The organism is Fusobacterium perfoetens (assembly GCF_021531475.1).
Taxonomy (GTDB): Bacteria; Fusobacteriota; Fusobacteriia; order Fusobacteriales; family Fusobacteriaceae; genus Fusobacterium_B.
The window spans coordinates 1-14,739 of sequence record NZ_JADYTX010000025.1 but is presented as its reverse complement, the minus strand read 5'-3'; the positions used below and the strand labels follow the sequence as shown (position 1 = coordinate 14,739).

13 protein-coding genes, 1 pseudogene and 1 riboswitch are annotated in these 14,739 nt (G+C 30.7%); of the genes and pseudogenes, 12 read left to right on the top strand and 2 right to left on the bottom strand.

Translation table 11 applies throughout. The features are described 5' to 3' along the window. Positions 1-41: 41 nt before the first annotated feature. Positions 42-140: riboswitch (TPP riboswitch) on the bottom strand. 201 nt (positions 141-341) lie between these two features. Continuing rightward, positions 342-755, bottom strand: coding sequence for a hypothetical protein (locus I6E15_RS06665; protein ID WP_235247077.1), 414 nt, complete (start codon positions 753-755; stop codon positions 342-344). 169 nt (positions 756-924) lie between these two features. On the opposite strand from I6E15_RS06665, the gene trmFO reads away from it, so the two are divergent. Genes trmFO through der form a run of 8 tightly spaced genes read left to right on the top strand, consistent with a single transcriptional unit; the run spans position 925 to position 9,927 of the window. Further along, positions 925-2,238: a methylenetetrahydrofolate--tRNA-(uracil(54)-C(5))-methyltransferase (FADH(2)-oxidizing) TrmFO gene (gene trmFO / locus I6E15_RS06660; RefSeq protein ID WP_235247076.1), complete on the top strand. Its 1,314-nt coding sequence runs from the start codon at positions 925-927 to the stop codon at positions 2,236-2,238. Between the two features lie 39 nt (positions 2,239-2,277). Then, on the top strand, positions 2,278-3,162 hold the full coding sequence (locus I6E15_RS06655) for a tyrosine-type recombinase/integrase (RefSeq protein ID WP_235247075.1): 885 nt from the start codon (positions 2,278-2,280) through the stop codon (positions 3,160-3,162). 27 nt (positions 3,163-3,189) lie between these two features. Beyond that, positions 3,190-3,714 carry an ATP-dependent protease subunit HslV gene (hslV, locus tag I6E15_RS06650; RefSeq protein WP_177160364.1) on the top strand — a complete coding sequence of 175 codons (525 nt, stop codon included), beginning with the start codon at positions 3,190-3,192 and terminating at the stop codon, positions 3,712-3,714. A 12-nt stretch (positions 3,715-3,726) separates the two neighbouring features. After that, a complete protein-coding gene (gene yqeH / locus I6E15_RS06645) occupies positions 3,727-4,851 on the top strand; it encodes a ribosome biogenesis GTPase YqeH (protein WP_235247074.1) in 1,125 nt (374 codons plus the stop codon). Between the two features lie 9 nt (positions 4,852-4,860). After that, the gene (locus tag I6E15_RS06640; protein WP_235247073.1) at positions 4,861-5,349 is read left to right on the top strand and encodes a hypothetical protein; all 489 of its coding nucleotides are present in this window, start codon (positions 4,861-4,863) and stop codon (positions 5,347-5,349) included. A 12-nt stretch (positions 5,350-5,361) separates the two neighbouring features. Then, positions 5,362-6,759, top strand: coding sequence for an NAD(P)/FAD-dependent oxidoreductase (locus I6E15_RS06635; RefSeq protein ID WP_235247072.1), 1,398 nt, complete (start codon positions 5,362-5,364; stop codon positions 6,757-6,759). A gap of 12 nt (positions 6,760-6,771) precedes the next feature. Beyond that, positions 6,772-8,604 (top strand): YgiQ family radical SAM protein, encoded by a 1,833-nt coding sequence (locus I6E15_RS06630; protein ID WP_235247090.1) that lies wholly within the window; start codon positions 6,772-6,774, stop codon positions 8,602-8,604. Between the two features lie 9 nt (positions 8,605-8,613). Then, positions 8,614-9,927, top strand: a complete 1,314-nt coding sequence (gene der, locus I6E15_RS06625) for a ribosome biogenesis GTPase Der (RefSeq protein WP_177160285.1) — start codon at positions 8,614-8,616, stop codon at positions 9,925-9,927. A gap of 40 nt (positions 9,928-9,967) precedes the next feature. On the opposite strand, the gene I6E15_RS06620 is transcribed toward der, so the two are convergent. Further along, positions 9,968-11,188 carry an ATP-binding protein gene (locus I6E15_RS06620; RefSeq protein WP_235247071.1) on the bottom strand — a complete coding sequence of 407 codons (1,221 nt, stop codon included), beginning with the start codon at positions 11,186-11,188 and terminating at the stop codon, positions 9,968-9,970. Positions 11,189-11,404: 216 nt separating this feature from the next. On the opposite strand from I6E15_RS06620, the gene I6E15_RS06615 reads away from it, so the two are divergent. The 4 genes and pseudogenes from I6E15_RS06615 to I6E15_RS06600 all read left to right on the top strand — a co-directional run. Continuing rightward, positions 11,405-12,067, top strand: a complete 663-nt coding sequence (locus I6E15_RS06615; RefSeq protein ID WP_235247070.1) for a response regulator transcription factor — start codon at positions 11,405-11,407, stop codon at positions 12,065-12,067. Beyond that, positions 12,051-13,370 carry a sensor histidine kinase gene (locus I6E15_RS06610; protein WP_235247069.1) on the top strand — a complete coding sequence of 440 codons (1,320 nt, stop codon included), beginning with the start codon at positions 12,051-12,053 and terminating at the stop codon, positions 13,368-13,370. The genes I6E15_RS06615 and I6E15_RS06610 overlap by 17 nt, the downstream gene beginning before the upstream one ends. 47 nt (positions 13,371-13,417) lie before the next feature. Beyond that, positions 13,418-13,756: a hypothetical protein gene (locus tag I6E15_RS06605; protein ID WP_235247068.1), complete on the top strand. Its 339-nt coding sequence runs from the start codon at positions 13,418-13,420 to the stop codon at positions 13,754-13,756. A gap of 90 nt (positions 13,757-13,846) precedes the next feature. Next, positions 13,847-14,661 (top strand): annotated as a pseudogene (locus tag I6E15_RS06600) (IS3 family transposase); the annotation flags it as partial. Between the last annotated feature and the right edge of the window lie 78 nt (positions 14,662-14,739).

Below are 14,739 nucleotides of genomic sequence, written 5' to 3'. Positions count from 1 at the left end.
AATATTTTTTTCTTATCTTAGTTATCTTTTTTATTAAATAAGAATTAAAACTTTTGCTTCCCTACGCTGGTATTAACCATATCAGGTTCCAAGGGTCAAGATACATCTTTCTCAGCCTTTCGGCTCCCCTAGCAATCTTTTTTATTAAATTGTGTTTTTATTATATATTATATAGACCTGTCTGTCAATAATTTTCTCTAGAAAAAAAGCTGTCATATTTAAGACAACTTTTTGTATTTAGAACCCCTTCACTTTCAGTTTATTGAAAAACCAAGGTGGTGAAACACCTAAGTTTGTATATATACATTATACCTTTTTTGATTATAAAAGTAAATATGATTTTAATCTAATAGTTCTTTAAAGGCAAAAACTAGTTCGTCTCTTTTTTCTTTAAAGTTTTTAAGTTTTCTTACTGGAAAATCACTTCCATAAAGTTTTACAAATACATTTAGTATCTCTTTTTCGATATTTCCAGAATTTACTTTTCTCTTATCATATAGAGGAGCTCTCTTTTCAACCTCTCCCTCTATGTTAAGAAGTAGCATATTTTTTCTAAGTCCTACTATCTCTACTTCTCTACATTTGTCTTGATAAGCACTCTCTAAATTTTGAGCCTTTCTTTTTTCAGCATTTTGTCTTTTATTTTCAGTTCTTTGTTTTATCGCTTTTTCTTCTAATATTCTTTTTTGTTTTCTTTTAGCTTTTATAATTGAATAGTCTTTTCCTTTTGGTTTATCTTTACTTATAACTTCCACTTTATTCACCTCACACAATAGAAAATTTTGGCATAACGATTAATTATATCACATAAATTAAAAAAATTCTATAAATATTTACTAAAAAATTATCTCTACTATGGAAATATTTTGTAAAATATAGTATAATATTGTGTACGAATTTGATAATAATTTTATAGGAGAATATATGAATAAAGAAGTAATTGTTATTGGTGCTGGACTTGCTGGAAGTGAGGCTGCTTACCAATTAGCCGAGAGAGGTATAAAAGTAAAACTTTATGAAATGAGACCAAAATTATCTACTGAGGCTCACAAGACAGAAAATTTTGCAGAACTTGTGTGTAGTAACTCACTTGGTGGAGACCATCTTGGAAATGCCAGTGGACTTATGAAAGAGGAGCTTAGACTTTTTGGTTCTTTACTTATGAAAGTAGCTGACGAATTTAGAGTACCTGCTGGACAAGCCTTAGCTGTTGATAGAAATCTTTTTTCTGAAAAAATTACAAATATTTTGAAAAATCACCCTAATATTGAATTTATAAATGAAGAGTTAAAAGAGATTCCAATGGATAAAATAGTTTTGATTGCAAGTGGACCTTTGACATCACCTGTTTTATCTGAAAATATAAAAAAACTTACAAAGGATGAGTATCTATATTTCTATGATGCTGCTGCTCCTATTGTAACTTTTGAGTCTATTGATAAAGACAAAGTATATTTCCAATCTCGTTATGACAAAGGGGACGGAGAGTATATAAACTGCCCTATGACTGAGGAAGAGTATAACAAATTTTATGAAAATCTAATAAACGCCGAAAGAATCCCTTTAAAGAAATTTGAAGAGGAAAAACTTTTTGAGGCTTGTATGCCTGTTGAAAGAATCGCCTCTCGTGGAATAAAAACTTTACTTTTTGGACCACTAAAACCAAAAGGACTTACAAATCCTAGAACTAATGCAAGAGACTTCGCAGTTGTGCAACTTAGACAAGACGATAAAGAGGGAAAATTATATAACCTTGTAGGATTCCAAACAAATCTAAGATGGGGAGAGCAAAAAAGAGTTTTCTCTATGATTCCGGGGCTTGAAAATGCGGATTTTGTAAGATACGGAGTTATGCACAGAAATACTTTTATAAATTCTCCAAAGGTTTTAACAACATCTCTTAATTTAAAAGAGTATGAAAATATATTCTTTGCTGGTCAAATAACTGGTAGTGAGGGATATGTATGTGCTATGGCAACAGGGCTTATGGCAGGAATAAATATTTATAATAAAATAATCGGAAAAGAACCTTTAGTTCTTGAAGACTTATCATCTATCGGTGCTATTATAAAATATATCACTGAGGAGAAAAAAGATTTCCAACCTATGGGACCAAACTTTGGAATGATAAGAGACCTTGAGGGAAAAAGAATAAGAGATAAAAAAGAGAGATATAACAAAATCTCTGAAAGAGCTATAACTTATTTAAAAGAAAATTTTTCTGAATATATAGGGTAATTTGTGATAAAATATATCTAAGTGAGAGGGGGGATTATTTTGGAGAAACTTATCAAAGATTTTCTTTTTTATTCTGAGTTTACAAAGAGAAAAAAAGCAAGCAGTATAAAATCTTTAAAAAAAGATTTGGAGCAACTGAAAACTTATTGTGATGAAAATAGTATCCAAGATATTAAAAAAATATCCTCTACTGACCTTAGAGATTTTTCTATAAAACTTCAAAAGGAAAATATCTCTAAAAGAAGTCTTGGAAGAAAGTTATCCTCTCTTAGAGTTTTCTTTAAATATCTTTTGGAAAATAAGAAGATAGAGAGAAATCCAATGTTACATATAAAAACTCCTAATTTTATAGTTGAAATCCCTGAGATTTTATCTATGGAGGAAATTGAAAAGTTAAGAGATATTATTGATACAAGCAAATGTAATGGTATTCGTGATAGGCTTATTGTTGAACTTCTGTTTTCATCAGGAATGACACCTAACGAACTTATTATGCTAAGTGAAATGGCGATAAATCTTAATGAAAGAGAGATTATCATTGCAAATGGTAAAGAGATAAGAAGAGTTTTCTTCAGTGAAACTGCTAGAAAATATCTAAAAATGTATTTAGAGGCTAAAAAAATAAAATTTAAAGATAAATATAATGAAAATATTATTTTTGTAAATAGTTCTGCTGATAGATTGAGTGACCGTTCTTTGAGACGGCTTTTGGTAAAATATGGAAAGAGAGCCGAAATTTCTAAGGAGGTAAATCCTTTTATATTTAGGCATACCTTTGGAGCTTATATGCTTTCTCACGGAATGAACATATACTACTTAAAAAAACTTATGGGACATCTAAGTGTAGAGACTACTAAAATCTATCAAGAACTTATAAAAAAACCTGTGATTTTAAAAAGTTTGAATATAAATAGCAATTTGTAGAAATGGAGGTACGTTTTCGTGGAAAAAATGAAAGCAACTACAATACTAATTGTAAAAAAAGGTGACGAGGTTGCTATTGCTGGTGATGGGCAAGTAACTTTGGGAGATACAATAGTAAAATCAAAAGCAAGAAAAATCCGTAAAATAAAAGATTATGATGTAGTTTTGGGATTTGCAGGGATAGCTGCTGACGCTTTTGTCTTGGAAGAAAAATTTGAACAATACTTAGATGAGTATAGAGGAAACTTAAAAAAATCTGCTGTTGAACTTGCAAAAGATATAAGAAACGATAAATTTCAAAAGGAGATGGAGGCATCTATCGTTGTTGGAGGAAAAGATGGACTTTTCTCAATCTCTGGAAATGGAGATGTTTTGGAGCCTGAAGAAGATTTGCTAGCAATAGGAAGTGGTGGAAATTACGCCTATTCCGCTGGGCTTGCTCTTTTAAAACACACTGATATGAGTGCCGAAGATATTGCTCGTGAGGCACTTTTAATAGCAAGTTCTATCTGTATTTATACAAGTTCTAATATTATTGTAGAAAAAATATAATTTGGAGGTTAAATGAGTAAATTTTGTGTTGGTTGTGGTATAGAGCTACAAGGAACAGATAAAAATAAAGAGGGGTTTCTTCCTCTTTCAGTTTTGGAAAAAGATGAAAATCAAGGAAAAGATCTGTACTGTCAAAGATGTTTTAAAATAAAAAACTATGGGGAGTATCTTCCTATAACTTTATCAAGACTTGATTATAGAAAAGAGGTACACGAGGCTTTAAAAGACGCTGATGTGGCTGTGGCAATATTTGACGCCATAGATTTTGAGGGGTCTTTTGACTATGAAATCCTTGATATTTTAAGAGAGATGGATTCTATAGTTGTTCTTAATAAAATAGATTTGATACCAGATGATAAACACCCATCAGAAGTGGCTGATTGGATAAAATATCGTCTTGGAGAAGAGGGGATAGCTCCTCTTGATGTGGCTATTGTAAGTAGCAAAAAAGGTTATGGAATAAGTGGAATTTATAAAAAATTAAATCATTTCTTCCCTGACGGTGTAAGAGCTATTGTTCTTGGGGTTACAAACGTAGGTAAATCAAGTATAATAAATAGAATTATCGGTAAAAATATCGCCACTGAATCAAAATATCCTGGAACTACTCTAAAAAGTTCTAAGAAAAAAATTACAAATGGAAATATAACTCTTATTGATACTCCGGGGCTAATACCTGAGGGAAGATTTTCAGATTTAGTATGTGAAAAATGTAACCTTGATATAGTTCCATCAATGGAGATTTCTAGAAAAACTTATAAAACTGGTAAAGATAGAGTGATATTTATCGGTGGACTTGTTAAGATGAGAGTTCTTAGTGAAAACGAGTTTGACCCTATATTCTCTGTTTATGCGTCAAAAAATATAAGTTATCACGATACAAACTTAGAAAAAGCAAAAGAGCTTGAAACTTCTAATAGAAGAGATCTGTTCTATCCACCTTGTGATGATTGTTGGGATTCTCCTGATTTAAAAGATTTGGTTACAGAAGAATTTGTTGTAGAAAGTGGAGAAGAACTTGTATTTAAAGGACTTTCTTGGGTATCTGTAAAGAGAGGTCCTCTTCATCTTGAGATTACATATCCTAAAAAAGGGGAGATTATAATAAGAAAAGCCTTTATAAAACCAAAAAGATAGGTGAAATAGATGGTTAAATATAAACGTAGACGTATAGATTATTTTTTTGAGATAATTATCATTCTTTCAGTTTTGGGATTTGTTGGTTTTAGATCTATTAAACCATTTTTTCTAGAGCTTACATATTTTAATAAAGCTGAGAGAGTGGAGGCAAGTCTTGTGGAGATTAGGATTGCCCTTGAAAAATACTATCAACTGACAGGTAGTTACCCAGAACTTAATAAAGAGGGAGTGGCAAATGACCTTGCTCTTTTGGACTACACAGATAGAGATGGCAAAAAAATATCTTTTGCTGAGATTTATGGAAAAAATATTTTAGATTTTACAGAGAAAACTGATTCTCTGGCTGAGTCTAACAAAGTGATAGATTCGAATGATTTTAACAAGATAGATGGAAGTGGTGGTTGGATATATGATTTCTCTAATCAAAGTGGAGAGATTCACCCAAATCTACCAACTAATGTATATTTTCAAAATATTAATTGGAGTAAACAATAAATAGGAGGATTAATGAATAAATACGATATTATTTTTCTTGGTGGTGGACAAGCTGGAGTTTTTGGAGCTTATGAGGCTATAACAAAAAATCCTGATTTAAAAGTTTTAGTAATCGACAAAGGAAAGATGTTAAAAAATAGAGTTTGCCCTAAAGAACTTACTGGTAAATGTGCTAACTGCCCTACTTGTGCTATAATCTATGGTGTAAGCGGTGCTGGAGCTTTCTCTGATTCTAAATTTAATATGGATTATAAAGTTGGAGGAGATGTACACAAAGTAACTGGTAAAGAGGTTGTTAACGAAACTATAAAAGATGTTGTACAAATATATAGAGATTTTGGATTTACTGAAGAACCTGCTGGTCTTAAATACAACCAAGCTATGATTGAAATAAAAAGAAAATGTATAGAAAATAGAGTGCAACTTATTGACACTCCTACTATGCACCTTGGAACTGATGGTTCTAGAAAACTTTACACAAAACTTGTAGATTTTCTTTTAGAAAAAGGTGTAGAGTTTAAAGTTGAAAGAGATATAGAAGATTTAATCATAGAAGATGGAAAAATAAAAGGAGCTAAAGTTACTTATAAAGGTCAAGAGGAAGAATATTATTCTGATAATGTCCTACTTGCTATGGGTAGAAGTGGAGCTCAAAAGGTAATGGAGATGTGCCATAAATCTGGTGTAAGATGTTCTAACGGAGCTATTGACGTTGGTGTTAGGGTAGAGATTCCAGATATTATTATGAAAGAGATAAACGAAAACTTCTATGAGGCAAAGATGATATATTATTCTAAAACTTACAAAGATAAGATGAGAACTTTCTGTAGTAACCCTAGTGGATTTATAGCTATGGAAAAACATGCTGACGATGTAGTTTTAGCAAATGGACACGCCTATAAACATAAAAAATCTCAAAATACAAACTTGGCACTACTTTGTACAAAAACTTTTACAGAGCCATTTGATAAACCATTTGAGTATGCAACAGCTATTGCTAAAATGTCATCAATGCTTACTGGTGGAAAACTTTTAGTTCAATCTTATGCTGACTTAAAAGAGGGAAAACGTTCTACTGATGAGAAGTTAGAAAGACTTAATATCGTTCCTACTACATCTGATTATGTAGCTGGAGATATCTCTCTTGCTTGTCCAAAGAGAATTTTAGATAATATTATAGAATTTATTGAGGCACACGACAAAATCACTCCAGGATTTGCCTCAGCTGACTTACTTCTTTACTTCCCAGAAATAAAATTTAGAAGTACAAGAATGGATATTGATAAAAATATGATGACAAATATCGACGGACTTTACGCTGCTGGAGATGGGTCTGGTTATGGTAGTGGATTAAATATCGCTGCTGTAATGGGGATACTTGCTGTTAGACATATGCTAACTAGAATATAAAAAGGAAGTAAAATTATGTTTTTACCTACTACTTTAGAAGAAGTAAAAAAATTAGGTTGGGATTCTCTAGATGTTATCTTAATATCTGGAGATACCTATATAGATTCTTCATACAATGGTACAGCTCTTATTGGAAAATGGCTTGTAAAAAATGGCTACAAGGTGGGAGTTATTGCCCAGCCTGATATAAATTCTCCTGATGATATCACTCGTCTTGGAGAACCAAATATTTATTGGGCTATATCTGCTGGTTGTGTTGACTCTATGGTGGCGAACTACACTGCCACTAAGAAAAAAAGACACAAAGATGACTTTACTCCTGGGGGAGAAAATAATCGTCGTCCAGATAGAGCATCAATAGTTTACACAGGTTTAATCAGAAGATTTTTTAAAAATAGTAAAATCCCTATTGTTCTTGGTGGGATTGAGGCAAGCCTTAGAAGAATTACCCACTATGATTATTGGTCAAATAATCTTAGACGTTCTCTAATTTTTGACGCTAAAGCTGATATTCTCTCTTATGGAATGGGGGAAAAATCTATGCTTGAACTTGCCAATGCTCTAAAAGGAAATAGAGAATGGAGAAATATCCGTGGACTTGCTTATATTTCCAAAGAAGAAAATAAAAAATATCTAACTGTTCCATCTTATGAAGAGTGTGTAGAAGATAAATATAAATTTATAGAGATGTTTAATACTTTCTATAAAAATTGCGACCCTATAACTGCAAAGGGGCTTAACCAAAAGCACGGAGATAGATGGCTTATACAAAATCCACCATCTGAACTTTTTTCAGAAGAACTTTTGGACGAAATCTACGAACTTCCATATGAAAGAGATGTACACCCTTATTATAAAGCTCAGGGAGAAGTCAGAGCTATGGACACTATAAAATATTCTCTTACTACCCATAGAGGTTGTTATGGAGAGTGTAATTTCTGTGCTATTGCTATCCATCAAGGTAGAACTGTAACTTCTAGAAGTGAGGATTCTATCCTTAAAGAGATAAAAGAGATTACAAAGGATAAAAAATTTAAGGGAAATATATCTGACGTAGGTGGTCCAACTGCCAATATGTATCAGATGGAGTGTAGCAAAAAATTAAAGCTTGGGGCTTGTAGCGATAAAAGATGTCTTTATCCAAATGTTTGCCCAGCCCTAAAACCTAACCATAAAAAACAAATCTCTCTACTTGAAAAAGTGAGAAATATAGAAAAGATAAAAAAAGTCTTTATAGCCTCTGGTATAAGATATGATTTGATACTTGGGGATAAAACTTATGGGGACAAATATCTTGAAGAGATAGTGGCTCATCACGTATCTGGTCAGATGAAAATCGCTCCAGAACATACTGAGGATAAGATTTTGGATTTGATGGGGAAACCGGGAAAAGAGGAACTTATCAAATTTAAAAGAAAGTTCTATGAACTAAATAAAAAGCTTGATAAAAAACAATTTTTGACTTATTATTTAATAGCAGCCCACCCAGGTTGTAACGAAAAAGATATGTTAGACCTTAAGATTTTTGCATCAGAGGAGCTTAAGATAAGCCCTGAACAGGTGCAAATCTTTACACCAACTCCATCTACATATGCAACACTTATGTATTATACAGAGATTAATCCTTTTACAGGTAAGAAAATCTTTGTAGAAAAGGACAATGGTAAAAAGGAAAAACAAAAAAATATTATTATCCCTCGTGAGAATCCGAAAGGCTTTTCTCATAAAGCTAGCTTTAACAGAAGTGGGGATAAAGGTAAATCTAACCAAAATAAAAATAGTTTTGTAGATAAAAAATCTAATAAAAATAGTAAGAATAATAAAGGTAATTTTAAAAAGAAATAGGAGGAAATAATGAAACCAATCGTTGCTATTATTGGAAGACCTAACGTTGGAAAATCAACTCTTTTCAATAAACTTGTTGGAGATAGAGTGGCTATCGTTGATGACCAACCTGGTGTTACAAGAGATAGACTTTACAGAGATACTGAATGGAACGGAAGAGAATTTGTTTTAGTTGACACAGGTGGACTAGAACCTAGAAATAATGATTTTATGATGACAAAGATAAAAGAACAAGCTGAGGTTGCTGTAACTGAGGCTGACGTTATAATCTTTGTTGTTGACGGAAAAGCTGGACTTACAGCTCTTGATGAGGAAGTAGCTTACTACCTTAGAAAGAAAACAAAACCTGTTATCCTTTGTGTAAACAAAATCGATAACTTTATGGAACAACAAGATGACCTTATAGACTTCTGGGCTTTAGGATTTGAAGACCTTATCGGAATATCTGGAGAACATAAGATAAACCTTGGGGATATGCTAGACCTTGTAGTTGAAAAAATAAACTCTGTGGAACTTCCAGAAGAGGAAGAAGACGGTTTAAAAATCGCTATCATTGGAAAACCAAATGCTGGAAAATCTTCTTTAGTAAATAAACTTTGTGGAAAAAATAGAGCTATCGTAAGTAATATAGCTGGAACTACTAGAGATGCTATCGACACTCCTGTTATGTTCCAAGATAATAAATATGTACTTATCGACACTGCTGGAATAAGAAGAAAATCTAAAGTTGAAGAATCACTAGAATATTACTCTGTTCTTAAAGCTTTAAAAGCTATAAAAAGAGCTGATGTATGTTTCCTATTATTTGACGGTAAAGAGGGGCTAACTGAACAAGATAAGAGAATAGCTGGTATTGCTCACGAAGAGAAAAAACCTATAGTTATAGTTGTAAATAAATGGGACTTAGTGGAAAAATCAAAAGATACTATGAAAGAGATGAGAGAGGCTCTACTTGCGGAACTTCCATTCCTTTCTTATGCTCCTATTGAGTTTATATCTGCTCTTACTGGACAAAGAACTATAAATCTTTTCGGCATAGCTGACCAAATCTACGGAGAATATATAAGAACTATTTCTACTGGACTTCTTAATACTGTTATCAATGAGGCAGTTATTATGAACCCACCACCAACAAGAAAAGGAAGAGTTACAAAAATCAACTACGCTACACAAATCGGTACTGCACCACCAAGATTTGTTTTATTCTGTAACTATCCAGAACTTATGCACTTCTCTTATGCTAGATATATAGAGAATAAATTAAGAGAATCTTTTGGATTTGAGGGTTCTCCTATAGAGATTGTTTTTGAAAAGAAAAACTAATACTAAAGGCTATTGCGTTTTATTTGCAATAGCCTCTTTTTTATAAATTTTCCTCTAATAAAAAATCTATTATTTTTTTTCTTATTATTCCCTCTATATTATCCTCTTTTAAATTATCCATAGACAGTACATATTTTGGATAGTTATCCTCTATATTTTTTAAAGGAGAAAACTCCCTTTCGATAGTCTCTGGAGATGATAATAGATAAGTTACTTGAACATATAATTTTTTTTCTTGGAAACTACCTATAAAGTCAATCTCTTTTGTTTGTAATTTTCCTATATTTACTGTATATTTTCTTCTAAGAAGTTCCAAATAAATAATATTTTCCAAATATCCTGCTATATCATTTGACCTATAACCAAGTTTTGTATGACGAAATCCTAAATCCATTAGATAAAATTTCTCCATTGTTTCAAGAATAGACTTTCCTTTTATATCATATCTTTGTACTCTTGAAAGTATATAGGCATTTTCTAAAGCTTTTAAATAATTATACACTGTTTCTCTACTCAATTTTCTTCCTTGACTTTTTAAGAAATCAGAAACATTTTTAGCCGAAAAAGTATTTCCTATATTGTCAAAAGCGTATAAAACAATTCTTTCTAAAAGGTCAACATCTCTTATATTATTTTTAGCAATTACATCTTTTAAAAGAATAGAGTTGTAAATATCAGCTAAATATTGATAAATATTATTCTTATCATAGTTAAAATTATGTATTCCCGGCAATCCTCCAAATTGAAGATACTCCTCAAAATATTCTTCTTTTGTTAAAATTTTCTGAGGATTTTGTTTTTTAGCAAAATCTATATACTCAGCAAAAGAAAGAGGATAGATTTTTATCTCTATATATCTTCCAGCAATATATGTGGCTAACTCCGAAGACAAAAGATTGGCATTTGAACCTGTAATATAAATATCACAGTCTAAATCTACCATAAATGAGTTTATAGCTTTTTCCCAGTGTTGTACCTCTTGAATCTCATCTAAAAGAATATATATTTTTCCTTTTAAGTTCTGAGATTTTTCTATTATATATCTATATAAAGCCTTAAATTCTGTTAAATCGTCAAACATCAAAGATTCAAAGTTTATATATATAATATTTTGAGGATTTACTCCCTTTTCTAAAAGCTTCTCCGATATTAATTTTAATATCATTGATTTTCCACTTCTTCTCATTCCTGTGATAACTTTTATAATAGGTTTATCTATAAAATTTCTAATCTGTTTTAAATATAACTCTCTTTTTATCATAAAACCACCTCTCTATGTAATAATCTTATCATTTTTTTAAAAGTTTTGCAACTTATAAAAGACAAATTACTTAATTTTTAAAAGTTTTGCAACTTATAAAAGACAAACTACTCAATTTTTAAAAGTTTTGCTACCTATAAAAGACAAACTTTTATTTAGACAATGTAGACTAATTTTTTATCTAAATAATATGCTATAATTTATTTGAGGTGAAAAATGTTAAAGAAAGTTTTAATCATAGAAGATGAAAAAAATCTAGCAAGTGTACTTTATGACACTCTTTGTGATGAGTTTAGTGTAGTGAAAGCATTTGATGGAGAAGAGGGGCTTAGAAAGTTTTACGAGACTTCTCCTGATATAGTTTTACTAGATATAAATCTTCCTAAAATCATAGGTTGGGATATATGTAGTGAGATTAGAAAAATATCTGAGATACCCATAATAATTATGACAGCTAGGGACTCAGATATTGACGAATACAAAGGTTTAAAGCTTGGGGCAGATGACTATATTACAAAACCCTTTAACTTAAAAATTCTGACTTTAAAGATAAAAAAGCTCTTAAAAATGGAGGGGAACAATAGTTATAGATTTGAAAATCTTTTATTTGACTGTAAAAAAGGGGAGCTTAACATCAATGGTGAGATAGCGGAGCTTACTAGACGTGAGATACAGTTTCTTGAGTTTATGTTTAAAAATAAAGGACTTATCTTCTCTCGTGAAAAACTTCTTAACGAGGTATGGGGCTTTGACTTTGAGGGAGACGACAGGGTGGTGGACACTTTGGTCAGAAGAATACGTAAAAAACTTGGGGATTATAGTTATCTTTTGAAGACTGTGAGAGGAATGGGGTATCAATTAGATGAAAATAAAAATTAATCTTTTTAGAAAAATTTCGATTTTTTCCATATTTTTAATTATATTTACAGTTCTTGTAAGCTATGTCCTAAGTATATTTTTTGCTGATTCTTTCTATATAAAAAGGATAAAAAGGGAGATACTCGCAACTTCTATCCAGACCAAAAACCTTATGAAAAATCCCAATAATTCTACTTTACTTGAGGAATATATTGATAATATAAGGGATAGCAAGGGGATAAATATCTATCTTGGGAATTTACAGCCACAAAAGGCTCTCCACCATAAAAGGTATAAAAATCGTTATGAAAATCTTGATGAAGGGTTTCATATTATCTTTCTACAGAATAATAATATAACTCTTTTGGCATATAAAGAGGTGATTGGAGGAAAAAATCTCCTTGTAATCACCACTTCTCTATCGGTTATGAGTAGCCATAGACACGAGGTCTATCTTCTAAACCTTATAACTTTTATTATAGCAATGGTTGTAAGTATTGTTATATCAAGGATTTTTACTAAAAGAATAACAGATAATATCAAATCTCTTAATAGGGTGGCACAAAAAATATCTAGGCTTGATTTCTCTGAAAAATCTTCTATAAAAACCAGTGATGAGCTTATGGAACTTAGCCAAAATATAAATACAATGGCAGATAATATAAAAAGTTCTATGGAAAATCTAAATACTTTTGTGTCCAATGCCTCCCACGAACTTAAAACCCCTATTGCTGTTATTAATACCCACGCTCAACTTCTTATGAGTGATAGGTTAGACAGGGGGAGCGAGAGAAATTATCATAAGGTTATCTTGAAAGAAAGCAAGTATATGGACACTCTTGTTAAGGATTTGCTTTTACTTTCTAAACTTTCTTCCAACTTTAATCTTGAAAAGGAGGAGTTTAACCTTAAAGATTTATTAAAAGAGAGTATGGAAAAGTTTGAATTTTTGGAACTAAAAAAAGATTTGACTTGGGAAATCGATTTAAAAGATATGTCTATGAAAGTCAATAAAAAATTATTTAGGATTGTACTTGATAATCTGGTGCAAAATGCCCTTAAATATTCCCCTGAAAACTCTTTGATAAAGGTTTATTCTAAGGAGGGTAAGATATTTTTTGAAAATCCTATCTATATTGAGGAAGTGGACAGGGAAAAACTTTTTGAGCCTTTCTTTAGAGGGAAAAATGCCACAGAGCTAAATATCGAGGGTAGTGGCTTGGGACTTTCTCTTATAAAAAAGATTTTGGATTTGCATAAGTCAGATTATAATATAGTTATAGAAAATGACAGATTTATTTTTTCTTTTGACATATTGAGGTAACAATCAAAATATATAATCTCTGTAAGAAAAGCAAAAAGGAGGATTATATGAAAAAATTTTTAATAGGTAGTTTAATGGTAGTTGTGGGAATTACAGCTTTTGGAAAAGGATATCATCATAGAGATTTTGGAAGACACCACCAACAATGTGAATATTATAGAACAAATGAAAAAAGAGAGTTTAGAGTAAATCCAGAGGTTGAAAAGACAAGGATAGAGTTTGCTGAAAAAAGACTTGAGATTAGAAAGGAACTTTTGAAAGACAGTCCAGACTGGGCAAAGGTACAAAAGTTAAATGAGGAGATTGCTCTTAAAAAAGCAGAGTTTAGAACTAATAATATGAAGAGATGCTTTGAGTATAGAAAATCTTTACCTACTACTAAATAATAGATATAAAGAGGAGCTGATAAATTAATGATTAAAAATTGTACTGCACCCAAAATCTTAGACAACTAAGATGGAGGGTGCAGTTTTTTTATGGCTAAACTAACAAAAGAACAAAAAATTGAAATGTTTGAACAAAGGTTAAAAGGTGAAACTTTAAAAAATTTAAGTCTAAAATTTAATTTAAATGAAAGTAAAATTAAATATTTAATAGCTTTAATTAATAAACACGGATATAATATTTTGCGAAATAATAAAAATAGATATTATTCTAAAGAATTTAAGGAAACTGCTATTAATAGAGTTCTAATGAGAAAAGAAAGTATAAATTCAGTAGCTGTTGATATCGGATTAAGTTCCAGTGGAATTTTAGATAATTGGATTAAAAAATTTAAAGAAAACTGCTATAATGTCATAGAAAACAAAAGAGGGAGAAAATCTAAAACTATGACTAAATTAAAGAAATCTAAAAAAATATTAACTAAAGAAGATAAAATTAAAGATTTGGAAAGAGAAATTTTGTATTTAAAAGCTGAAAATGAATATTTAAAAAAGTTGAATGCTCTAGTTCAGGAAGAAGAATTAGCAAAGAACAAAGAGTCAGAATAATAACTGAACTTAGAGCTAAGTATCCTTTAAAACTATTACTTAAAATATCTGGTATAGCAAGAGCAACATACTATTTTTACATAAATAAAAAAGATAAAGATTTAAAAAATCAAGATATTATTGACAAAATCAAAGAAATATTTTATGCGAATAAGAAAAGATATGGATATAGAAGAATAACATTAGAACTTAAAAATCAAGGAATAAATATTAATCATAAAAAAGTATCAAGACTTATGAAGAAATTAAATTTACAAAGTATTACGCGTAAAAGAAAGAGAAAATATTCTTCTTATCAATGATATGATACCCATAAAGGACACATATATATTATCAACAAATTAAAAAATATAAGAAAGTTGGTAATGTATGTCTAA